19 protein-coding genes and 1 pseudogene are annotated in these 21,676 nt (G+C 62.8%); 14 read left to right on the top strand and 6 right to left on the bottom strand.

The window, feature by feature from the left end:
- Positions 1-5 precede the first annotated feature (5 nt).
- Positions 6-1,967, top strand: a complete 1,962-nt coding sequence (locus ABT24_RS12095; protein WP_286737895.1) for a CHASE2 domain-containing protein — start codon at positions 6-8, stop codon at positions 1,965-1,967.
- Between the two features lie 33 nt (positions 1,968-2,000).
- Here ABT24_RS12095 and mscL read toward each other — a convergent pair whose 3' ends face one another.
- Together mscL and ABT24_RS12085 are read right to left on the bottom strand one after the other, a co-directional pair.
- Positions 2,001-2,423, bottom strand: a complete 423-nt coding sequence (mscL, locus tag ABT24_RS12090; RefSeq protein ID WP_013107353.1) for a large conductance mechanosensitive channel protein MscL — start codon at positions 2,421-2,423, stop codon at positions 2,001-2,003.
- Between the two features lie 134 nt (positions 2,424-2,557).
- A complete protein-coding gene (locus ABT24_RS12085) occupies positions 2,558-3,019 on the bottom strand; it encodes a CZB domain-containing protein (protein ID WP_276730889.1) in 462 nt (153 codons plus the stop codon).
- Between the two features lie 590 nt (positions 3,020-3,609).
- Between ABT24_RS12085 and ABT24_RS12080 the strand changes: the two genes are divergently transcribed.
- Both ABT24_RS12080 and ABT24_RS12075 read left to right on the top strand, forming a co-directional pair.
- A complete protein-coding gene (locus ABT24_RS12080; RefSeq protein ID WP_013124393.1) occupies positions 3,610-4,584 on the top strand; it encodes a sulfurtransferase in 975 nt (324 codons plus the stop codon).
- Between the two features lie 353 nt (positions 4,585-4,937).
- The gene (locus tag ABT24_RS12075) at positions 4,938-6,599 is read left to right on the top strand and encodes an MFS transporter (RefSeq protein ID WP_013107350.1); all 1,662 of its coding nucleotides are present in this window, start codon (positions 4,938-4,940) and stop codon (positions 6,597-6,599) included.
- Positions 6,600-6,703: 104 nt separating this feature from the next.
- Here the strand turns inward: ABT24_RS12075 and ABT24_RS12070 are convergent, their stop codons facing one another.
- Both ABT24_RS12070 and ABT24_RS12065 read right to left on the bottom strand, forming a co-directional pair.
- Complete coding sequence (locus tag ABT24_RS12070; RefSeq protein ID WP_276730885.1) at positions 6,704-8,056, bottom strand: (Fe-S)-binding protein; 1,353 nt, start codon at positions 8,054-8,056, stop codon at positions 6,704-6,706.
- Entirely contained in the window at positions 8,053-8,730 is a 678-nt protein-coding gene (locus ABT24_RS12065) for a hypothetical protein (RefSeq protein WP_156053678.1), read from the bottom strand. The genes ABT24_RS12070 and ABT24_RS12065 overlap by 4 nt, the downstream gene beginning before the upstream one ends.
- 206 nt (positions 8,731-8,936) lie before the next feature.
- Here ABT24_RS12065 and ABT24_RS12060 point away from each other — a divergent pair, with 206 nt between their 5' ends.
- The 11 genes from ABT24_RS12060 to ABT24_RS12010 all read left to right on the top strand — a co-directional run bounded on the left by ABT24_RS12060 (position 8,937) and on the right by ABT24_RS12010 (position 19,718).
- Complete coding sequence (locus ABT24_RS12060) at positions 8,937-9,182, top strand: hypothetical protein (RefSeq protein ID WP_276730882.1); 246 nt, start codon at positions 8,937-8,939, stop codon at positions 9,180-9,182.
- 128 nt (positions 9,183-9,310) lie between these two features.
- Positions 9,311-12,298 (top strand): formate dehydrogenase subunit alpha, encoded by a 2,988-nt coding sequence (locus tag ABT24_RS12055; RefSeq protein WP_276730880.1) that lies wholly within the window; start codon positions 9,311-9,313, stop codon positions 12,296-12,298.
- 31 nt (positions 12,299-12,329) lie between these two features.
- Positions 12,330-12,962, top strand: coding sequence for a formate dehydrogenase FDH3 subunit beta (gene fdh3B, locus ABT24_RS12050; RefSeq protein ID WP_013107345.1), 633 nt, complete (start codon positions 12,330-12,332; stop codon positions 12,960-12,962).
- On the top strand, positions 12,959-13,192 hold the full coding sequence (locus tag ABT24_RS12045; protein ID WP_013107344.1) for a hypothetical protein: 234 nt from the start codon (positions 12,959-12,961) through the stop codon (positions 13,190-13,192). The genes fdh3B and ABT24_RS12045 overlap by 4 nt, the downstream gene beginning before the upstream one ends.
- A 9-nt stretch (positions 13,193-13,201) precedes the next feature.
- Entirely contained in the window at positions 13,202-14,386 is a 1,185-nt protein-coding gene (locus tag ABT24_RS12040; protein WP_013107343.1) for a formate dehydrogenase subunit gamma, read from the top strand.
- A 19-nt stretch (positions 14,387-14,405) separates the two neighbouring features.
- Positions 14,406-14,714: a hypothetical protein gene (locus ABT24_RS12035; protein ID WP_231836243.1), complete on the top strand. Its 309-nt coding sequence runs from the start codon at positions 14,406-14,408 to the stop codon at positions 14,712-14,714.
- Positions 14,715-14,793: 79 nt separating this feature from the next.
- Positions 14,794-15,678, top strand: coding sequence for a formate dehydrogenase accessory sulfurtransferase FdhD (locus ABT24_RS12030; RefSeq protein WP_276730878.1), 885 nt, complete (start codon positions 14,794-14,796; stop codon positions 15,676-15,678).
- Positions 15,675-16,268 carry a DUF3305 domain-containing protein gene (locus tag ABT24_RS12025; RefSeq protein ID WP_013107340.1) on the top strand — a complete coding sequence of 198 codons (594 nt, stop codon included), beginning with the start codon at positions 15,675-15,677 and terminating at the stop codon, positions 16,266-16,268. Before ABT24_RS12030 ends, ABT24_RS12025 begins: the two co-directional genes overlap by 4 nt.
- A complete protein-coding gene (locus tag ABT24_RS12020; RefSeq protein WP_013107339.1) occupies positions 16,265-16,864 on the top strand; it encodes a DUF3306 domain-containing protein in 600 nt (199 codons plus the stop codon). The genes ABT24_RS12025 and ABT24_RS12020 overlap by 4 nt, the downstream gene beginning before the upstream one ends.
- A complete protein-coding gene (locus ABT24_RS12015) occupies positions 16,861-19,071 on the top strand; it encodes a 4Fe-4S dicluster domain-containing protein (protein ID WP_276730877.1) in 2,211 nt (736 codons plus the stop codon). Before ABT24_RS12020 ends, ABT24_RS12015 begins: the two co-directional genes overlap by 4 nt.
- A gap of 5 nt (positions 19,072-19,076) precedes the next feature.
- Entirely contained in the window at positions 19,077-19,718 is a 642-nt protein-coding gene (locus ABT24_RS12010) for a TorD/DmsD family molecular chaperone (RefSeq protein WP_276730876.1), read from the top strand.
- Between the two features lie 316 nt (positions 19,719-20,034).
- Here the strand turns inward: ABT24_RS12010 and ABT24_RS12005 are convergent, their stop codons facing one another.
- Both ABT24_RS12005 and ABT24_RS12000 read right to left on the bottom strand, forming a co-directional pair.
- Positions 20,035-20,205, bottom strand: a complete 171-nt coding sequence (locus tag ABT24_RS12005; protein WP_286737898.1) for a CBS domain-containing protein — start codon at positions 20,203-20,205, stop codon at positions 20,035-20,037.
- Between the two features lie 393 nt (positions 20,206-20,598).
- Positions 20,599-21,490, bottom strand: a pseudogene (locus ABT24_RS12000) (chloride channel protein); the annotation flags it as partial.
- Between the last annotated feature and the right edge of the window lie 186 nt (positions 21,491-21,676).

Here is a 21,676-nt window from a genome sequence, read left to right as displayed (position 1 = left end):
CCGCTGTGAAAACCGGATTCGCGCGTTTGCTGCGCCTCGGCGAGTCTCGCGGACGGTTGGCTCGGCCTGCTGAACCCGGCACGGCGAGCTCGGCCCGCTGGCGACCTGGGCTGGAGATTCTGCGCATCGGCGCTCTGCTGCTGATTCTGGCGCTCGGTCTGAGCCTCAGCGGGGTGCTGCAGCGCATCGATCATCTGGTGTTCGATCTGGGGCAGCGGCTGCAGCCGGTCGTGCCGCCGCAGGGCGTGGTCATCGTCGCCATCGACTCGCACAGCCTCGACCGGCTGGGCGCCTGGCCCTGGCCCCGCGCTACCGACGCCCGGCTGGTGGATGCGGTCTGCCGCGCGGGCGCCGCCGCGGTCGGGCTCGACATCGCCTTCACCGAAGCGGGCAGCGACGCGGCTGGCAACGCCGCGCTGGCTCAGTCGCTACGGGCCTGCGGCAAGGTGGCGCTGCCCGTGGTGCTCGACAGCCTGCGCAGCGGCGGGCAGATCGTTGAAGGCCTGCCCATCCCCCAGCTTGCGGCGGCCGCGGCGGGTCTGGGCCGCATCGGCGTGCAGCTCGACGGCGATGGCGTGGCGCGCAGCGTCTATCTCTGGGAGGGCGTGGGCGCGCCGGTCTGGCCTCTCATGGCGCAGACCCTGCTCACCATCGCCCATCAGCCCGTGCGCGGCAGCGCGCCACCGCCCGCGCACAGCGCCGTGCCGCCCCATCCCTACGCCCTGGCTGCCAGCGCGGTGCTCGACGGCGTAGTGCCGCCCGGCGCCCTGCGCGGCAAGGTGGTGCTGATCGGCGCAACCGCCGCGGGTCTGGGCGATTTTTTGGCTACCCCGGTGACGACGCAGGGCGCGCCCATGCCTGGCGTGGAGGTGCTGGCCAACACCCTCATCGCGCTGCGCGATGGCACGCTCATCCGTACCGTCTCGTTGGTCTGGAGTTTGCTCATCACGGCGCTGCTCGCGCTCGCGCCTTTGCTCTGGCTGCCGCGGCTCATGCCCCTGGGCGGGCTGATCGCCAGCGTGGCTTGGGGGCTGGTTCTGGTGGGCTCCGCTGCCGCGCTGCCCCTGCTGACGGGTTGGTGGGTCGCGCCCGGCGGGGCGCTGGTGGCGGCGCTTTCCGCCTACCCTTTGTGGGGCTGGCGACGGCTGGAGGCGGCCAGACGCCATCTGGACGGAGAGCTGCGCCAGTTGCGCCGCACCGTGCGCGAGTCGCCAGAAGGCGATGCGCCCGCAAAGCACAAGCGACTGAGTTTCGAGCGCCGCATTCTGGAGGTGCAAGCCGCGCAGCAGCGTTTGCGCGATCTGCAAACCCGCCGCGACGACGCGCTGGCCTTCATCAGCCACGATGTGCGCGCGCCGCTGGCTGGCGCCGTGCAGCTGCTGCAGTCCGGCAAGATGGACGTTGCGGCGCGCGACCGCCTGCTCACCCAGCTTCGCCGTGCGCTGAACCTCTCACAAGGCTTTCTCGATCTGTCGCGCGCGCAGTCGCTGGAGACGTCGGCCCTGGTCGAAATCGAGTTGGGCGCGGTGCTGCATCAGGCCGCCGACTTCGCTTATGACGAGGCGCTGGCGCAAGGGGTGCGCTTTGTCCGAGAAATTCCAGACGATCCGATCTGGGTGCGGGGCGATTTCGATGCCCTGGAACGTCTGACCACCAATCTACTGCGCAACGCAGTGCAGCACAGCCCGGCAGGCTCGAAGGTGATCCTCGGCGCCACACTCGCGCCGCACACCGTGCGCTTCTGGGTGCGGGATCAGGGGCCGGGGCTGACGCCGGAGCAGTCGGCCCGGCTGTTCCAGCGCTTCAGCCGGGCCCATGAGGGGCCAGGCACGCCGCTGTCAGGCAGCACCGGCCTGGGCCTTTATTACGTGCGGCTGGTGGCCGAAAAGCATGGCGGCGCTGCCGGCGTGACATCGCACCCCGGAGAGGGGGCGATGTTCTGGGTCGAGCTTACCCGGCAAGCCTGAGTGTTGGCGGCCTGACGGGGCACAGACCCTGATTTACTTCTTCAGCGCGTCGCGAATTTCGCGCAGCAGCACGGTGTCTTCCGGCGTGGGCGCGGGAGGGGCCGGCGGCTCGGCGTGCTTGAGCTTGGAAATCATGCGCACCATCATGAAAATGATGAAGGCCAGGATGATGAAGTTCACGGCCACAGTGATGAAGCTGCCATAAGCCAGCACCGGCACGCCGGCTTTTTTGAGCGCCGCCAGCGTCATTTCGGTACCGGCGGGCACTTTGCCCAGGACGATGAATAGATTGGAGAAATCAAGTTTGCCGATGACCGCGCCAACAATCGGCATGATGACATCGCCTACCAGCGATTCGACGATCTTGCCAAACGCGCCGCCGATGATCACGGCAACGGCCAAGTCGATCACATTGCCTTTGACGGCAAACTCTTTGAAATCTTTCATCAGGGACATACGGGGCTCCTCAACCGGTGGGGGAAGGGCGTGAATACCTCACGCACGGCGCGGATTTTGCGGGAAAAATTGGCAATTCCCTAGCGCCACTCCCCTTTTTAGAGGGTTTTTTACAGTCTATCGCCCGGGAACGATCAATTCGGGCGCGCTGCGGCGTAAAACCGCACCAGTTCCAGCTGAACCTGATCGGAGAGGGCGCTGAACGGGCCACGCAGCAATTTTTCGGCTTCTTCGCGCTGGGCGTTGCGGCTGCTCAGCAGCACCTGCGCCGCAGCGAGGTGGAACTCGGCGTGCATCTTTCGCAGGCGCGCATATTCGGGCAGGTGTCCGTATCGGCCCTTGGCGCGACCATGCAGCCATTGACCCAGAGCGCACTGATCGTCCACGGCGACCGAGGCGATGTCCACATCATCTTGCTGACCCTCGACGATGATGGCCTTGAGGCGCTTTTTCCAGTTGAGATGGCCTTGCACCGCCTGCCCCAGATAGAGCCCGTCGAAGTGGTCTTCTTCCGGGTCGATTTCGGGGGCCAGGTGAGTGTCGGTAGCGGGAAGCAGACCGAGGTCGTGGCGGCGCAGCCAAGCGAGAAGTCCCATGAGTTGTCCTTTTTGAGAGAGGTTGTGAACGCAACATGCCGGGGCGGTTGCCGCCAGCCATGAGAAGGACTTTAAAAATCAGGCTCAGGGTCGGTCTAGGAATGTGCGGGCCGCTTTACGCTTGTATTCAGTCAAGTGTGATTTTTTGCACAGAATGTCCGGTGCGCCGCAAAGCGCGCCGCCGATACGCCAGGTCACAGTTGATACATACTGGCCCTAGTTTCCGCGTTGACATCTGCTTAAAGTGCAGTCATCCAAGTTTTGCTCCTCGTTGCTGTAAGGCTTGGCTAGGCGTGATGCGGTTGTACCCCGGATGACGCCGCCCCATCGAGCAGGGAGTGCACTGTGGTGCTGCGTTCGCGGCACCGCAGGGCTGAGGAAAAAAACAACGATCTGGAGACATCCTGCAGCGGCGTTTCGTTTGTTTCGCCGCTGCGCTGAAAACAAGCATCCACCGAATGTCGTACCGCCCGCGCCGAGCCTGGTTGCGGGTGGCGCATGCAGTGCCGCGCAGACCGGTCGGTCGGTGCGGCGACTATCCATCGCTGACTAATGAGATCGGCGAAGAAACCAACCTCGTGAGGAGCCAAATGAAACTTGCCAAAACCCTGATCGCAGCCGCCATTGGAATGGGTGCAGCCCACGCCGCTTTCGCCATGAACGTGCCCGGCCCGCTGGTCACGCCCCAGTGGCTGAAGGCGCACCAGAGCGAAGTCACCGTCATCGATATTCGTGGCGGCGGCAGCATGAAAGCCTATGACGAAGAGCCGGTTATGGGCAAAGACCATTTTGTGAAAAAGAGCGGCGGCCATATTGCGGGCGCTGATCTGGTGAACTTCAACGACATTCGTGAAGAGCGCACGGTCGACGGCGTCAAGCTCAAGGCCATGATGCCGACTGCTGAATACTTCACCAAGGTCATGGACGCGGCGGGCGTGAACAGCGGCAAGCCTTACGTCATCGTGCCGACCGGCAACGCCGTGTTCGCAATGGACCGCGGCACTCGCCTGTACTTCCAGATGCGCTATTTCGGCGTGCCCGCCGATCAGATCGCCATCCTCAACGGCGGCACCAACGCCTGGATCAATGCTGGCTATCCGGTGAGCATCAAGCCCGCGCCCAAGAAAATGGGTGACTGGAAAGCCACGGGCGAAGACAAGGCGCTGTTGGCCGGTCTGAATGATGTCAAGGAAGGCGAAAAGAGCGGCACCGAGCAATTCATCGACGCCCGCCCCACCGCCCAGTACCTGGGCATTGCCAAGAAACCGATCAACAAGACGGCGGGCCACCTGGCCGGCGCCAAGTCGTTCCCGATCGACGCCATCGTCAAGGATGATCATGGCGCGGCCATGTTCATGAGCGCGGCCGATTACAAGAAGATCTTCCACGACTTCAACATCAGCGACACCGCGCCGACGACCACCTACTGCAACACCGGCCACCTGGCCTCGGGCGCCTGGTTCGTGGTGCATGAAATTCTCGGCAACAAGAATTCCAAGCTTTACGCCGGTTCGATGAACGAGTGGACCAACCTCGGCAACCCCACCGTGGGCCTGCCTGGCTGAGCCAGTCCGCAGTTCCAGAAAACCGGCCTTGTGCCGGTTTTTTTTCGTCCATACGCTTTAGCGCATGCGGGAATACCGCAATGCAACAATGTTCGGATGCGAGTCATTTCATGCGATGAAACTTGCAAGAAAGGTGCGCAGCCCTGAAATTGCTGCACTGCAGCTTCGTGTTTTCCCTAGATTTTCATCCGCCCGACTGTCAGCGCATGGTCAGCTAGGCTGAAAACAATCCGTCATTCCCGTGACGTGCTGTAACACGTTGGCGCCGCGGGGTTGATGCGTTGCGTTGCGGGCCTCGGGTGGAAGACCCAGCAGCGACGCCACGCCCACGTCCACATCCAGGAGACTTGAGCATGGCTTCCATTGCAATGGGCGCAAAAGCGCGCCCCATGACGGCGGGCGAGAAGAAGGTGATCTTCGCCTCATCGCTCGGCACGGTATTCGAGTGGTACGACTTCTACCTCTACGGCTCGCTGGCGGCCATCATCGCCAAGCAGTTCTTCGCCGGACTGGACGCGGGATCGGCGTTCATCTTCGCGCTGCTGGCGTTTGCCGCAGGCTTCATCGTGCGACCGTTTGGCGCCCTGCTGTTCGGTCGGCTGGGCGACATGATCGGCCGCAAATACACCTTCCTCGTCACCATTCTGATCATGGGTCTGTCGACGTTCATCGTCGGCGTGCTGCCCAACTATGCGGCCATCGGCGCGGCTGCACCGGTCATTCTCATCGCGCTGCGTCTGCTGCAAGGCCTGGCGCTCGGCGGGGAATACGGCGGCGCCGCCACTTATGTCGCTGAACACGCGCCGGCCAACAAGCGCGGCGCCTACACCTCGTGGATTCAGACAACCGCCACACTGGGGCTGTTCCTGTCACTGCTGGTCATTCTCGGCACCCGTACCCTGCTGGGCGAAGACGCGTTCAACGCCTGGGGCTGGCGTGTGCCTTTCCTCGTGTCCATCGCCCTGCTCGCCGTATCGGTCTGGATTCGACTCAAGCTCAACGAGTCTCCTGCCTTCATCAAAATGAAGGCCGATGGCAAGGCGTCCAAGGCACCGCTGACCGAGGCGTTTGCGCGCTGGGGCAATCTGAAGTACGTCATCCTCGCCCTGCTGGGCTTGGTCGCTGGCCAGGCCGTGGTCTGGTACACGGGGCAGTTCTACGCGCTGTTTTTCCTCACGCAGACGCTTAAGGTCGATGCGGTGACGGCCAATCTGCTGATCGCTGCTGCGCTGCTCATCGGCACGCCGTTTTTCGTCGTGTTCGGCTCCCTGTCAGACAAAATCGGCCGCAAGCCCATCATCCTGGCGGGCTGTGCGATTGCTGCGCTGACCTACTTCCCGCTGTTCCAGGCGCTCACCCACTACGCCAACCCGGCGCTGTACCGGGCGGTGCAGAACTCGCCGGTCACGCTCACGGTCGATCAATCGCAGTGCACCTTCCAGTTCAACCCCACCGGCACGGCGAAGTTCACCTCCTCCTGCGACATCGCCAAGCAGATGCTGGCGGCCAACTCGGCCAACTACAACACCGTGTCTGGCACCGGCCCGGCGGTCATTCAGATTGGCGACAAGACCATCACCGTGGTCGGCGCCAAGGATTTGCCGCCCGATGAATTCAAGGCCAAAGAGGCCGCGCTGAAGAAAGAAATCGGCGCCGCGCTCAAGGCGGCGGGCTACCCGGCCAAGGCCGACCCGGCGCAGATGAACTTGCCGATGGTGATCGCCATCCTGGCGCTGCTGGTGATTTTCGTCACCATGGTGTACGGGCCGATTGCGGCGGCGCTGGTTGAGTTGTTCCCGACCCGCATCCGCTACACCTCGATGAGCCTGCCCTATCACATCGGCAACGGCTGGTTCGGCGGTCTGCTGCCCACCATCGCCTTCGCTCTGGTGGCGCAGAACGGCAACATCTATTACGGCCTGTGGTACCCCGTCATCATTGCTGCGGGCACCTTTGTCATCGGCCTGTTCTTCCTGCCGGAAACCAAAGATCGCGACATCTACGCGGCGGACTGACCGGCACATCCCCCGCGGCGCAGCCGCGCCCGGGGGCAGACTCGCACCATGGAAAAGCCCGCTTCAGCGGGCTTTTCTTTTGGCTCGCAGGCCTGCTGCGCGGATCAGGACGGCGATTGCTGCGAGGGATGATCCACGAGGTTTTGGGCAATGAGTTCAACCAGGCTGAGTACAGGCTTGTCCCATTCGGTCTGCTCGGCACCGGCCAGGAAGTTGAGTCGGCAACTGCCGCACGAGGTGACGATGGCCTGGGCATCGCTGTTGTCCACCTGCGCCCGCTTGATGGCGAAAGCTTGCGCACGCAGGGGTGCCGCACGGTTGATCAAAAATCCGCCCGCACCGCCGCCGCAGCACCAGTTCATTTCTTCGGTATCGCGCGGCTCGCACAACTCAGCTCCTGTTGCGCGCAGAGCGAGCCGAGGCTGCTCGAACACGCCGCCGTGTCGGCCGAGTTTGCAGGCATCGTGGAACATCAGGGTCTGGTGCGCATCGCCGCGCAAAGGCAACTTGCCTTGTTCCACCAGTTCCCCGATCAGCTCGGAGATGGCCAGCACGCGAAAAGGCAGCGGACCTCCGTGTACCTCAGCGCCTTCCCAGCGCAGGGCCGGATAGGCATGGCCGCACTCTGGCACGATCACCATTTCGGCGCCTATTTCGATGGCTTGTCGGATCACGGCTTCAGACGCCTTTTTCTGTGTCTCCTCCACGCCGGAGAGCAGGCCGAAATTGGCCGCTTCATAGCCATTGCTGCGCAATGTCCAGTCCAGCCCGGCGGCGTTCAGTACCCGTGCCGTCGCCTCGAGCGCGTCCTGGAACAACAGGATGTCGAGCACGGTCGTCAGCATCAGCACCTTGGCCTTGGGCTTGTCCAGATGCACGGTCACTCCACGGCTGCGAACCACTTCGACGGCCTGGGTAAGATGGCTGGCATCTGCTCCAAACACGGTTCCGCGGGCGTCTTGCTCGCTTTGCACGGCGCGCAGTTCGTCTGGTGCGAGTCCTGCCGCGGCCAGCGCCTCGCGCATGACGTTCACGCCGCGGGCGATGTTGATGCCCATCGGACAGACCATGCTGCAACGGCCGCACTCGGTGCAACTGTCGAAGCACAGCGCCTGCCATTCCCGCAAATCATCGACACTCACATCCCGGGTGAACGGTTTCCACAGCCAGGACAGGGGGGCGACTTCGCGTCGCCAGACGCGCCGCAGCAGATCGAGCTTGTGCGTCGGAATGAGGTCAGGGTCATCGTTTTGCACGCTGAACTGGCAGGCGTCGGCGCAATAGCCGCATCGCACGCAACTCTCGAGATCGACCGCGAGGTTGCGATCCATTTTTTCGAGCATGACCGTTTTGGCACGGTTGACACGCTCCGCGTCAGGCATCTCGACCTTCGGTGCTTGCTCCGCCAGATGGGCGATGGCGTTGCCGAACTGTGCATACATCTCGCGATTCATCATGCCCGTACTCCCCGGCGCGCCATGAATGCGCCGAACTGGGCGCGGCCAAAAAACCAGCTGACGGTATGGAACAGTTTGCCGAAGGGAAACCACACCAGCAGCAATTCCAGTGACATGAGGTGAATCGCCAGCCGGGTTGGATCTGCGGAGTATCCCTGCGCCGCATAGGCGCTGGAGGGCTGATCGATCAAGGCCATGCCCGTGAAAATCACCAGAAACAGCAAGCCCCAGGAAATGTAGTCATCTGCGCTGGAGATCCGCCGCAGAGTCGGGTCCATCAGTCGCATGGCAAGCGCCACAAGCAAGGAGATGATGGTGACGCCCGCGGCGAGGTACATCACTGCGTCCGGCAATGCAGGCCAAGACACCCCCAGATGCCGGTGAAGAAAGGCGATATGTGGTGCGTAGCCAAACACGATGAAGGCCAGGCCGAAGTGATAGAAGTAGGGGTTGAGCGTGGCAAGTGTCGGGTTTGGGCGAGTGCCAGCGCGCGGCAACATATGCCGCAGGACCGTGAACCAGATCGCGCCTTGCACATGGAGGCGCCGAGGGGTCGATGTGGCCAGCTTGGTTGGACGGCGAATCAACCCTGCCGCTCGCCACAGCATGCCCAGCACGAAAATCAATACGCTGCCGACAAGTAACGGGCCACGCGCCAGGGTCAGGAGGTCCATGAAAATCCCTTTGCTTTGTAAGGGCTTTGATATTAGGCTGCAGAGCAGTGGAGTGCAAGCGATTGTTTATTCGCGAATCCGGATGTTTGCATGCATTGCAAATTGCGTTGAATCGACGCGGTTATAGGGCTACAGTTCGCATAAAAAAATCAATCGCGCCGCGCAACACCCCGCGGCCCACTGCGGCCTGCCGCAAGGAGACTCGAATGACTGAAAAACGAATGCCCCCGGGCGACGCCAATACGGCAACTGCGATCAAGCGTCGTTCGCTACTGCAAGGAATGAGCGGCGTAGCGGCGGCGGTTTTTGGCGCAAGTGTTGCAAGGGCGGATGCCATGGCGCAGCCGGTCTTGACCAAGACGGCAGCAGAGCCCAAGGTTGACGCCACACAGCAGACGGGCTACCACCTGACCGAGCACATTCGTGCCTACTACCGCACAACCCGGCTTTGAACGCCTGGCAAATGCGACCTATACGATCTGCCGCGCGGCGCCACTTTCAAGCCTTACTGGCAAGCCTTTGAAGCCAGGGTTTCGCCCGCCGCGCCACCTGCTCCCACGCATCACAATGGAGTGAAGACATGCTGCTAACTCGTCGTTCCGAAAGCAAGGACACCCAAGGTAAGTCCCCGGACACCTCGACCCTCTGGGTCGATCAACTCAAGCGCAGCCTGAACCGCGCCTTGCCGACCATCGACCGTCGTGCATTTCTGCGGCGCTCCGGCATTGGGGTGGGGCTGGGGCTCGGAGCGGGTTTGATCGGCTCGCAACTGCACTTGGTGAAGAAGGCCGACGCGGCCGATACGCCCGCGCCGGGTTCGGTCGGGAGCAAAAATGTAGTGACCCGGCGCACGGTCTGCACGCACTGTTCGGTCGGCTGCGCCTCGGACGCCATGGTGGAAAACGGGGTGTGGGTGCGGCAGAACCCGGTGTTCGAATCGCCGCTCAACCTGGGCGCACACTGCGCCAAAGGCGCCGCGCTGCGCGATCATGGGCGCGGTGATCACCGTCTGCGCTATCCGATGAAGCTGGTGGACGGCAAGTATCAGCGCATCTCCTGGGATCAGGCGCTGCAGGAAATCACCGACCGCCTGCTGGAAATTCGCAAGGAAAGCGGGCCGGACGCGCTGTTTGTCGTCGGTTCGAGCAAGCACAGCAACGAGCAAGCCTATTTGCTGCGCAAGTGGGTCTCCTTCTGGGGCACGAACAACTGCGATCACCAGGCGCGCATCTGCCATTCCACCACCGTCGCCGGTGTCGCCAACACCTGGGGCTACGGCGCCATGACCAATTCGTACAACGATCTGGCCAACTCCAAGGTGGCGTTTTTCATCGGTTCAAATGCGGCCGAGGCGCATCCAGTGTCCATGCTGCACTTGCTGCACGCCAAGGAAAACGGCTGCAAGGTCATCGTGGTCGATCCGCGCTTCACACGCACGGCAGCCAAGGCCGATATGCATGTGCGGCTGCGCTCGGGTACCGACGTGCCGGTGGTGTTCGGCATCCTCTATCACATCTTCAAGAACGGGTGGGAAGACCAGCAGTATCTCGATGCCCGGGTCTGGGGCATGGACAAGGTCAAGGAGGACGTGCTGGCGAAGTGGAACCCCGATGCGGTCAAGGAGGTTTCCGGCGTGGATGGCGACACCACGTTTGCCATCGCCAAGATGCTTCACGAAAACAAGCCGGGTACCGTTGTGTGGTGCATGGGGCAGACCCAGCACACCATCGGCCATGCCATTGTGCGGGCTTCTTGCATCCTGCAACTGGCGCTGGGCAATGTCGGTAAGTCGGGCGGCGGCACCAATATCTACCGTGGCCATGACAACGTGCAGGGCGCAACCGATGTGGGCCCCAACCCGGATTCGCTGCCCGGTTACTACGGTGTGATCGAGGGTGCCTGGAAACACTACGCCGGGGTCTGGGGTGTGGACTATGAGTGGATCAAGGGCCGATTCGCTCCGGGCATGATGACCAAACCGGGAATGACGGTCTCGCGCTGGATCGACGGCGTGCTCACGCCGAACGACATGATCGACCAGGGGCCGAACCTGCGCGCCCATATCTTCTGGGGGCATGCGCCCAATTCGCAAACCCGTGGCCTCGACATGAAAAAAGCCATGAACAAACTCGATCTCCTGGTTGTGATCGATCCCTATCCATCGGCCACTGCCGCCATGGCCGCGATGCCGTCTGATGACGCCCCGCTCAACCCCAAGCGCGCTGTGTACCTGTTGCCGGCCACCACGCAGTTCGAGACCTCGGGTTCGGTGACTGCGTCCAACCGTTCGCTGCAATGGCGCGAGAAGGTGGTCGAGCCGATGTTCGAGTCGCGCACCGATCACATGATCATGACCCAGCTCGCCGATAAGCTCGGCTTCGGCAAGGAGTTGGTGAAGAACTACAAGATGGTGCCGGGCAAGGGCGGCATGATGGAGCCGGAAACCGAGTCCATCCTGCGCGAGATCAACCGTGGGGTCTGGACCATTGGCTACACCGGACAAAGCCCGGAGCGGTTGAAGGCGCACATGCGCAATATGCACGTGTTCGACGTCAAGACTCTGCGCGCCCGAGGCGGCATCGACAAGGAAACCGGCTACAAGCTCGACGGCGAATACTTCGGTCTGCCCTGGCCCTGCTACGGCACTCCGGAGTTGCGCCATCCGGGCACGGCGAATCTGTACGACACCTCGCTCAATGTCATGGAAGGCGGCGGCAACTTCCGCGCCAACTTCGGCGTCGAACGCGACGGCCAGTCTTTGCTGGCGGCGGACGGTTCCGCCTCGAAGGGCGCGGACATCCAGACCGGCTATCCCGAGTTCGACTCCACTCTGCTGAAAAAACTCGGCTGGTGGAACGAACTCACCGACGCCGAGAAAAAGCTGGCCGAAGGCAAGAACTGGAAGACCGATCAATCGGGCGGCATCATCCGCGTGGTGATGAAAAACCATAGCTGCCACCCCTTCGGCAATGCCCGCGCCCGCGCCGTCGTGTGGAACTTCCCCGACCCGATTCCGCAGCACCGCGAGCCCTTGTTCTCGGTGCGGCCCGACATGGTGGTCAAGTATCCGACCTACGACGACAAAAAGACCTTCTGGCGCCTGCCGACTCTTTACAAGACGGTGCAGGACAAGAACATCGACATCGTCAAGAAATTTCCGCTCATCCTTACCTCCGGGCGGCTGGTCGAGTATGAAGGCGGCGGCGACGAAACCCGCTCCAACCCCTGGCTGGCCGAGCTGCAGCAGTTCGCCTTCGTGCAGGTCAATCCGGCGGTAGCCAACGACCGCAACATCCGTGAAGGCGATGACGTCTGGGTGAGCACGCCCACCGGCGCACGCATCAAGGTGCGCGCGCGCGTCACTGAGGCGGTCGACCGATCCACCGTGTTCATCCCCTTCCACTTCGCCGGTCACTGGCAGGGCAAGGATCTGCGCCAGTACTACCCGGAAGGCGCTGCGCCCATCGTGCTGGGCGAAGCGGTCAACACGGCCACGACTTACGGCTACGACGCGGTGACCATGATGCAGGAAACCAAAACCACCGTCTGCCAACTCGAACGCGCCTGATGCGCCCTCACGCTCAACGGAGACAATCCCCATGGCCCGCATGAAATTCATCTGTGATGCCGAGCGTTGCATCAACTGCAACGGCTGCGTCACCGCCTGCAAAAACGAGAACGAGGTGCCCTGGGGCGTGAACCGCCGCCGCGTGGTCACCATGAACGAAGGCGTACCCGGCGAGAAGTCCATCTCGGTGGCCTGCATGCACTGCTCGGACGCGCCGTGCATGGCGGTGTGTCCGGTGAGTTGTTTCTATCGCACCCCGGAAGGCGTGGTGCTGCACGACAAGGACGTGTGCATCGGTTGCGGCTATTGTTCCTACGCTTGCCCCTTCGGCGCGCCGCAGTTTCCGGCCAACGGCGAATTCGGCCTGCGCGGCAAGATGGACAAATGCACCTTCTGCGCCGGCGGCCCCGCGCCCAACGGCTCGGAGGAACAATTCAAGGAATACGGCCGCGACCGTCTGGCCGAAGGCAAGCTGCCGATCTGCGCCGAGATGTGTTCGACCAAGGCGTTGCTGGCGGGGGACGGCGAGGTCATTGCCGACATCCTGCGCGACCGCGTGCTGCACCGCGGCGGTGGCGCCGAACTGTGGGGGTGGGGAACGGCGTATGGCAAGGCGGACGCGCAAGCACAGCCCGCACCGACGAAGCAAGGGGAGTCATCATGAACCGCATCATGTCCTTGATGTTCGCAGCCGTCTTGCTCGCCATGACGGCCGGATGCAGCCAGAAACCACAGACCCTTACCCAGACCGGAGCACCGCCTTCGCAAGACCCGTGGATGGGCGCCAATCCCGCTTTCACCGAAAAGGACTGGAAGGTGGGGGATAAGGCCAGCTGGCAGCGCGAGATCAACCGTCGCGCCCAGAACCAGAACGAATACGTGCGCATGCGCTAGGAGCGGGCCATGTTCAGAGTCACATCCCGTTTTGTTGCCGCTTTTGTTGCTGCTCTTGCGCTGGGCTTGAGCGTGAGTTTGGGCGCGTCTGCTGCGCTCGCGGCGGATGCGCCAGCAACGCTCACCCCGGGGCCACAGACTGGCACGGCGCAGCGCGCAGATCAAGCTGCGGCCCCTCCGGGCGCTTCAACCATCCCCGGCTATCTGCAGCAAACCAATGGCGAGCGTGCGCAAGTGCAGCCTGGCAATAACGCACCCATGTGGCGCGAAATCAAGCAGCAAGCCGGTTTCTCCAGCCTGCCCGACCCCGAAGCCGGGGTGCTGATTCAGCCGCAAACGGCGTATCCCGGCTCAGCCTTTACCTCGGCAGGCGAAGCGTGGCGGCAGACCCGTAATCTGCTGCTCATTCCAGTCGGCGGCTGGCTGCTGATCCTCGCTCTGGTGGGTATTGGCGCGTTCTACTTGTTCCGCGGAAAAATCCGGCTGGAGCACAAACCCACGGGACGCAAGATCGAGCGTTTCACGCCGTTCGAGCGTTTCATGCACTGGGTGCTGGCGTTCTCGTTCATCGCCCTAGCGGTATCGGGAATCGTCATCATGTTTGGCAAATTCTTCCTGCTTCCCATTCTGGGTTCGGCGTTTTTCGGCTGGCTCACCTACGCGCTCAAGACCATCCACAACTTCATCGGGCCGCTGTTCGGGCTATCGCTGGTGATCGTGCTGCTGACCTTCGTGCGCGACAACCTGCCGAGCAAGAGCGACCTGGCCTGGCTCGCAAAGGGGGGCGGTTTGTTTGGCGGCGGCGAAGCACCATCCGCGCGGTTCAATGCGGGCGAGAAAATCTGGTTCTGGGTCGGGGTGCTGTTCTTGGGTCTGTTGGCAGTGGCATCGGGCCTGGTGCTCGACAAACTGGTGCCCAACTTCCCCTACACCCGCAGCGCCATGCAGGTGGCCGAAATCGTCCACGCCTCAGCCACCATTTTGTTCATGGCCATGGCCTTCGGCCACATCTACATCGGCAGCGTTGGCACGGAGGGCGCGCTCGATGGCATGCGTACTGGTTATGTGGACGAGAGCTGGGCGAAGCAGCACCACACGCTCTGGCTGGATGCGATCAAGTCCGGAAAAATCCCCGCCCAACGCAGCGGCCCCAACGCGCAGGCGCCAGTGCCCGTGATCAAACCCAAGGCTTGAGGAGATGATGATGCGATGCATGCGTGGACTAATAGTGGCCGTCTCGCTGGCTTGCGGCGCAACGGCGTGGGCCAAGTTGCCGCCGCCCAGCCCGGAAGCCAAGGCCAAGGCAGAAGAAGCCGCAGCCAAAGCTAAATGGGCTGACAAGGTGGCTGCTTATCAGTTGTGTCAAACCCAGGATAAAGTGGCGGCGTTTTATTACGCTCAGGCCAAGGAACAAGGCAAGGCGACCCAGCCGCCGGTTGCCACCCCGCCCTGTGTGAACCCCGGGCCGTATGTGGCCGCACAATCTGAAGCAGCCGCCCCGGCAGCCGCCGCGCAGAAATAAGGAGCAGCGTTTGGGCGTCGACACGTGGGCCGACAGGCTGTCACGCCTTGATTTGCAACCGCCCGAGAAGAATGTATTGATGGCCCAATCTGAATTAGTGTCTTCGCAACACGTCACTGCGTCTGCATTGCCGCCTCGTCTTCCGCAACTCAGCCAGGCGCGAGAGGCCCTCACCCGAGGTGTGAGGGTACGCAACGAATTTGGGGAAACGCAGGACGTTCACATTCCAGCGGAGAGGCCGTTGACGCTGTATCTCGACAAGCAGGAGCTCGTCACCCTGATGACCGTGGGCGCGGCCCCCGAGTTGCTGGCGCTGGGTTATCTACGCAATCAGCGTCTGGTGCACTCGATCGCCGATATTGCCTCCGTGCAGATCGATTGGGAGGTGGAGGCCTGCTCCATCACCAGCCGCAGCGGCATTGCGGATTTGACGCAGCGCACCGCAGGTCGGCGCGTGGTCACCACGGGCTGCGGACAGGGCACGGTCTATGCCAGCCTGATGGACGAAGTGGACAACGCGGCGCTTGATGCTGAAACCCGGATCAGTCAAAGCGAGCTATATGCGCTGCTCAATGTCATGCGCCTGCATGATTCGCTCTACAAATTAGCCGGCTCGGTGCATGGCTGCGCCCTGTTCGAGGGCAGCCGCCTGCTGATGTTCACCGAGGATGTGGGCCGCCACAATGCAGTGGACGCAATCTCTGGCTGGATGTGGTTGCACGGCGTGGGCGGCCAGGGCAAAGTGTTTTACACCACAGGCCGATTGACCTCGGAAATGGTCATCAAATGTGCGTTGATGGGGGTGTCCATCCTGGTTTCTCGATCGGGCGTGACGCAAATGGGCTATGACATCGCCGAACGCCTGGGCATCGCCCTGTTCGCTCGCTGCACCAATCGCCACTTTCTGCAATACACCGCGCCTGAGCGTTTTGTTGCTGAGCCGCTGGAGCGGTTATCGGCATGAGCGCACCGGTTTCCGCGCCTGCCGCATGGCCCATCGCCGTGCTCATGCAGCGCGACCAGCTCAACAATCGCTGGCAGCGCTGGCGCTGGGGTCTGCGCGATGTCCTGCCTGCGACGGCAGGCCGTGTGGCGCTGGAATCTGCGCCCATCTGTCTGGAGTGGAGCGGGGCGCAGTCGCAATGGTTGTATCCCGGCTTCAGCGTGCAACTGTTCCGGGACGAGGCGGAGGGCTATCACCTCAACCTCACCTCGCCGCAGCCCAGCTGGTTTGTCTGGTGGACGCCAGCGGCAGAGCCGGAATGCGACGATCCGCGCCATGCGCCCGAAGGCTTGCCCGTCATTCAGGCGGTGACTCTGTCCTACAACGAAGCGGCCCGCTGGATGGATGCCGGCGAAACCATCGAGATTGCACCGCTGCCGGCCGCGGTGGCCAACTGGCTGGCCGATTTTTCCTCGCTGCATTACAAGCCCGAACCACGCAAGCGCCGCCGTCCGCAAAGCTTTCTGGCCCCTGATGAACGCGATGTATCGTGCAGCAAGGCGCCAAGTCCTAGCGCCGACGGAGACGATCCACCGGTCTGTTGTCCATGAGTGAAGCCAGTTCTCCCGAAGACCGCGGTTTTCTATCGCGCTGGTCGCGGCGCAAATTGCAGGCCGGGACAGATTCCGTTCCCGCAGCGGCGCCCGCCTCCCCTGCGCCGGACAAGGGTGAGGAACTTGCCGCTGTTCCCGAACCTGTTCCTGCGCCTGCAAACGATCAGCCGCCACCGCCCACGCTGGACGAGCTGCAAGCGCTCGATCACACCGCCGATCTGACACGGTTCATCGCCAAAGGTGTGGACGAGGGCGTGCGCCGTGCCGCCCTGCGCAAGCTGTTCGCCGATCCGCAGTTCAACGTGATGGATGGGCTCGATACCTATATCGACGACTACAACACCCCCAGCCCGGTTCCGCCCAGCCTTCTGGCGCGCTTGAAACTGACTCCGAATCTGGGGCTCGACCTGGCAGACCCCGCCCTTGCAACGCCCGCAGCGCAGCGACCGGCTTCCGAGTGCCCCGGTTCGACTTCGGAAAACCGCACTCCGACCACCGCGAATGAGGCCGACACCACAGATCAGCCCGACTCGTCGCCCACTCCCGACATGCCCCAAGACGCCTCTCTGAACGCAGCACCTCCCACCCCATGAAAACTCTGGTCTGCAATTGCAATCACACCATGCCGCTGGACGGCCCGCAACTGACTGCCGCTTTGGGCCAGACCATCGAACCGCACAGCCAGCTGTGTCGCCGTGAGATCGTGCGCTTTCAGCGGGCCGCTCAGAGCACCGAGCCCTTGCTCGTCGCCTGCACGCAAGAGGCCAAGCTATTTGCCGCGCTGGCGGCGCAGACCGAGGGCGTGCCACCGCCCGATGTAAGGCCGATCCGGTTTGTCAACATCCGTGAAACCGCAGGCTGGAGTCGTGAGGCCAAGGCTGCCAGCCCGAAAATCGCCGCCCTGCTTGCTGCCGCGGCGTTGCCCGAGCCCGAACCCGTGCCGACTGCGAGCTATCACAGCGCGGGGCGTTGCCTGGTCATTGGCGATACCGAGTCTCTGGACATGGCGCGCAAGCTCCTTGCTGACGGCCTGGAACTCACCCTGCTCGACACCGGGCGTCCGGGTGGACGTGCTGCGCCCGCCGCATTGCCGCTGCAGCATGAACATCCGGTCCATGCCGGGCGCGTGCGCAGCGTACGCGGCTGGCTGGGGGCTTTCGAGGTGGATATCGAGAGCGCCAATCCGGTCGATCTCGATGTCTGCACCCGCTGCAATGCCTGCCTTGCCGCCTGCCCCGAGGGCGCGATCGGACTGGACTACCAGATCGACCTGCAACGCTGCACCGGGCATCGCGATTGTGTGCAGGCCTGCGGCGCCATCGGCGCCATCGACTTCAACCGCGGCCCGCGGGCGGACACGCTGCAAGTCGATCTGGTGCTCGATCTGCAGCCGCAGCCCAGCCTGTCGCTGCATCAGCCGCCGCAGGGCTATTACGTCCCGGGCTCCGACCCGCTGGCGCTAGTGCGCGCCGCGACTGAACTGCGCGATCTGAAGGGCAGCTTCGACAAGCCCCGGTTTTTTCAGTATGACGCCAAGCTCTGCGCGCACTCCCGTAACACCCTGCTGGGTTGCCACGCCTGTATCGACATCTGCTCCGCGCAGGCCGTGCACAGCCGCGCCCGCTTGCGACCTGACCAGACACCCCCCATCGCCGAGGCCGATTCCATCCTACCCACCGCCGCGCAAAAAAAGCCCTTCGTCGAGCAGATCGAGATCGACCCGCATCTATGCGTCGGCTGCGGCGCCTGCACCACGGTGTGTCCCACCGGGGCGCTCACCTATGCCTACCCGCGCGCACCGGAAATTGGCGCACGGCTGCGTACCCTGCTGCTCACCGCGCAGCGCGCCGGGCTGAAGCGGCCTGCGCTGCTGTTCCACAGCCAAGAGGCGGGTGCGGAACTCATCGGGCAGCTTGGTCGGCTCGCTGCGGCAGATCCCCGCGTTCGCGGCCTGCCCGCCCACGTTATTGCGGTGCCGCTGTGGCATATCGCCTCGGTGGGCATGGAGCTTTGGCTGTCCGCATTTTCCTGGGGCGCGGCAGAGATTCTGGTCTTGTCCGACAACACTGAAGCCCCGGCCTACCTCCATGCCCTCCAAGGCCAGATGCAGCTCACCGAAACCCTGCTGCACGGCATGGGTTATCGCGGGGCACGGCTGCGTCTGCTGCAGACTGCCGATGCGCGAGAACTCGATGCCTTGCTGGCGCCACCGCGACCAACAGGTGCGGTTCCCAGCATCCAGGCGCAGTTCGCCGCCCTACCGCAGAAGCGCGGCACGCTCGATCTCGCGCTCGACCATCTGATCCGCCATGCGCCCGCGCAAGAGGTGGCGTCGGGCGCGGCCGTCATCCCCCTGCCGCATGGCGCGGGTTCTCCCCTTGGCGCCATCCGGGTGGACGCCAGCCGCTGCACCCTGTGCCTGAGTTGTGTCGGCGCCTGTCCTGCGGGGGCGTTGGCCGACAACCCCCAGGCGCCGCAACTGCGTTTCATCGAAAAGAACTGCGTGCAGTGCGGCTTGTGCGTCAAGACCTGCCCGGAAGACGCCATTCGTCTGGAGCCGCGTCTGCTTTGGGGGCCTCAGCGCAGCGCGCCACAGGTGCTCAACGAAGCCCAGCCCTGGCGCTGCGTGCGCTGCGGCAAGCCCTTCGGTACGGTGCAGGCCATCGAGCAAATGGTGGTCAAGCTCTCTGGTCATCCGGCCTTCGCGGGCGACGCAGCCAATCGGCTGAAAATGTGCAGCGACTGCCGGGTGATCGACATGCATACCCGCGCCGACACCACCATTCACGACCTGCCCTGATCGCCATGCTGCAACCTCTGTCGATGCAACACCCTGATGTGGAGCTGGCCGCGCCCGGCAGCGATGAAGACGCCGCCCGCGCCGATCTCTGGGGATTGCTTGCGCTGCTGTTCATCGCGCCGCCCTCGCAACCAGTGCTGTCGCAACTGGCGAGCATGTTGGCGGTCGAAAATGCTGACCAAAGCGCGCTGCACTTGGCCTGGAGCAATTTGCTGAACACTGCCGCCGCGGTGACACCCGAAGAGGTTCGGGATGAATTCGAAATCCTGTTCGGCGGCACGGGGCAGCCTGCGGTGTATGTCTATGGCTCGTTTTACCTGGCCGGCGCGCTGCACGAAAAACCGCTGGCCCGGCTGCGTGCGGATTTGCAGGACATCGGGCTGGCCCGCCGCATCGACTTGGGGGAAAGCGAAGACCACTTCGCCATCCTCGCCGAAACCATGCGCTATCTCATTGCGGGGGACGACCCTGCGGTGTGCAACCTGACGCGGCAGCGCGATCTGTTCCAGCGCCACATTCAGCCCTGGGGCGTCCAGATGTGCGAGGCCATCGAGGGCGATCACGCGGCGCGGTTCTACCGTGCGGTGGCAGGCTTTACCCGCGAATTTCTCCAAGTGGAACAGATAGCTTTCGATTTGCTGGATTGAGCTGGTTTTACGCTGTTTTTGCGGGCAGCTCCGGCTTGCAGCTCAGGCAAGGTGCCTGCACCAGATGGCCGTGTCATAGGCCGTGGGCACCTTTGTCATCGGCCTGTTCTTCCTGCCCGAGACCAAGGATCGGGGATTTACGCCAAGGATTAGGGACACAGCGCCTTGTGCGTTGAAACTCAACCAGCAAATAGAGGTAGAGGGGCACCGCCAGCATGAGGCGGCGCGTTGCACCAATATCGGCTAAACAGGTAAGTAACTTGATCTGATTGCCTCAGGGCTGCAGCGAATCCGTCGAGATCTACTCGGCCACGGCTCAACGTCCTCGCTGAAACTGGTCCAATAGTCGCTCGCGCCACAGGGCAAGGATGTCGCTTCGCGTGAGCATGCCAACGACCCGACCAGAGCCATCACTCGCTATCACAGGAAGCCGTCCTATGTCATGGGCCGAGAGTTTCAAGATGGCCTCAGCAAGGGTGGTTTCCATGTTCACGCAAACGGCGGGGTCTCTGACTAAGCTTCCCAATTGCTGCGTGGCATCAATGTCAGCGCCATACAAACTTTTGCGCGTGATCACGCCAAGGGCCGCGCCGTTTGCATCGACGACGGCGTAGCCTTGGTGATAACTTCCCGGCGCGTGAGTGTCCAACCAAGCCCGCACTTCGGCCACACTTTGCGTTGCCAGTAATGTGACCGGCTTGAGGCTGGCATAGTCGCTCACGCGGGCCTGAGTCAGTGGATCGGCTTGGTACGAATGGGGTACGTGCAGCCCGCGGCGGCTGATTTTCTCCGTCATGATGGTTTGACGCATCAGCAGACTGGATACGAGAAAAGCCGTGCCGCAACCAATGAGAAGTGGGAGCAGCCCTGCTACCTGCCAAGTGGTTTCTAGAGCAAATATCACTGACATAAAAAGGGCGCGGGAAGAACCCGCGAAAATGGCGGCCATTCCCACTAGAGCTGCCAGGTTTGGGCTCAGGCCGAGTTGCGGGAACATGACAGCGCTGATATGACCCAGAGCCGCGCCCAGGCAGGCGCCTATGGTCATTAACGGAGCCAGCGTGCCCCCAGAGGTTCCACTACCCAACGCGATGGTCCACGAAACCAACTTGGCCGCACCGAGCAGCCAAAGTGCAGGACCGAGGAGATTGCCTGAAAGTGCGTCCGTGATGTTGCCGTATCCCACGCCCAAGGTTCTTGGTTGCCACCAACCAATCAGGCCTACTGCCACCGCGCCTATGGCAGGCCACCACATCCAGTGGACTGGCAAATGATCGAACGCATCTTCCACCGCATAGACGCCTTGGGTAACAAGCACGGCTGCAAGTCCGACCACAGCCCCAAGGGGTACGCAGGCCAGTAAGGCTGGGGCTTGCGGCCAAGCCAGCGGGGGCATGACAAAAAACGGCGTAGCGCCTACGAACAGCGTGCGCACGATTTCAGCAGAAACGCAGGCGGCCAGCACCGGCAGCAACGCGGCTGGGCTGAACTCGAACAGCAGCAATTCGATCGCCGGCGCCTGCGACCAACAGGACCTTGCGCTCGTTGGGGGTGATGGAGATCCATTGGCCCACCACCGAACCCAAGGCGCCGCCGGTGGCAATGATCGGCCCTTCGGCGCCAAATGGTCCGCCAGTGCCAATGGAAATAGCCGCTGACAGGGGTTTGAGAAAGAGCACGCGCAGCGAAATGCGGCTGCGATTGACCAACACCTGTTCCATGGCCTCCGGGATGCCATGGCCGCGAATAGCGGCAGATCCATATCGCGCCATGACGCCTACGATGAGGCCGCCGATGATGGGTACGCCAATGATCCAAGCGCCCAGTACGGTGTCCGTTGGGCTTACCAGACTCCAGCCGATGCGGCCCTGGAAGCTAAGGTGTGTGACGAGCCCGATCAGCGCCATGAGCAGTTGTGCAATCAACTCTGCCGCGACGCCGATCCCTAACGCCAGCAG

The organism is Thiomonas sp. SCN 64-16 (genome assembly GCF_001725585.1).
Taxonomy (GTDB): Bacteria; Pseudomonadota; Gammaproteobacteria; order Burkholderiales; family Burkholderiaceae_C; genus Thiomonas; species Thiomonas arsenitoxydans.
The sequence above is the reverse complement of the archived record's forward strand: the minus strand, read 5'-3'. Positions and strand labels throughout refer to the sequence as shown.

Excerpts from the sequence above, each read along its gene's own strand:
- mscL (WP_013107353.1), bottom strand. The coding sequence starts at position 2,423 with ATGTCCCTGATGAAAGATTTCAAAGAGTTTGCCGTCAAAGGCAATGTG.
- ABT24_RS12085 (WP_276730889.1), bottom strand. The coding sequence starts at position 3,019 with ATGGGACTTCTCGCTTGGCTGCGCCGCCACGACCTCGGTCTGCTTCCC.
- ABT24_RS12080 (WP_013124393.1), top strand. The coding sequence starts at position 3,610 with ATGAAACTTGCCAAAACCCTGATCGCAGCCGCCATTGGAATGGGTGCA.
- ABT24_RS12075 (WP_013107350.1), top strand. The coding sequence starts at position 4,938 with ATGGCTTCCATTGCAATGGGCGCAAAAGCGCGCCCCATGACGGCGGGC.
- ABT24_RS12070 (WP_276730885.1), bottom strand. The coding sequence starts at position 8,056 with ATGATGAATCGCGAGATGTATGCACAGTTCGGCAACGCCATCGCCCAT.
- ABT24_RS12065 (WP_156053678.1), bottom strand. The coding sequence starts at position 8,730 with ATGGACCTCCTGACCCTGGCGCGTGGCCCGTTACTTGTCGGCAGCGTA.
- ABT24_RS12060 (WP_276730882.1), top strand. The coding sequence starts at position 8,937 with ATGACTGAAAAACGAATGCCCCCGGGCGACGCCAATACGGCAACTGCG.
- ABT24_RS12055 (WP_276730880.1), top strand. The coding sequence starts at position 9,311 with ATGCTGCTAACTCGTCGTTCCGAAAGCAAGGACACCCAAGGTAAGTCC.
- fdh3B (WP_013107345.1), top strand. The coding sequence starts at position 12,330 with ATGGCCCGCATGAAATTCATCTGTGATGCCGAGCGTTGCATCAACTGC.
- ABT24_RS12045 (WP_013107344.1), top strand. The coding sequence starts at position 12,959 with ATGAACCGCATCATGTCCTTGATGTTCGCAGCCGTCTTGCTCGCCATG.
- ABT24_RS12040 (WP_013107343.1), top strand. The coding sequence starts at position 13,202 with ATGTTCAGAGTCACATCCCGTTTTGTTGCCGCTTTTGTTGCTGCTCTT.
- ABT24_RS12035 (WP_231836243.1), top strand. The coding sequence starts at position 14,406 with ATGCGTGGACTAATAGTGGCCGTCTCGCTGGCTTGCGGCGCAACGGCG.
- ABT24_RS12030 (WP_276730878.1), top strand. The coding sequence starts at position 14,794 with ATGGCCCAATCTGAATTAGTGTCTTCGCAACACGTCACTGCGTCTGCA.
- ABT24_RS12025 (WP_013107340.1), top strand. The coding sequence starts at position 15,675 with ATGAGCGCACCGGTTTCCGCGCCTGCCGCATGGCCCATCGCCGTGCTC.
- ABT24_RS12020 (WP_013107339.1), top strand. The coding sequence starts at position 16,265 with ATGAGTGAAGCCAGTTCTCCCGAAGACCGCGGTTTTCTATCGCGCTGG.
- ABT24_RS12015 (WP_276730877.1), top strand. The coding sequence starts at position 16,861 with ATGAAAACTCTGGTCTGCAATTGCAATCACACCATGCCGCTGGACGGC.
- ABT24_RS12010 (WP_276730876.1), top strand. The coding sequence starts at position 19,077 with ATGCTGCAACCTCTGTCGATGCAACACCCTGATGTGGAGCTGGCCGCG.
- ABT24_RS12005 (WP_286737898.1), bottom strand. The coding sequence starts at position 20,205 with ATGGAAACCACCCTTGCTGAGGCCATCTTGAAACTCTCGGCCCATGAC.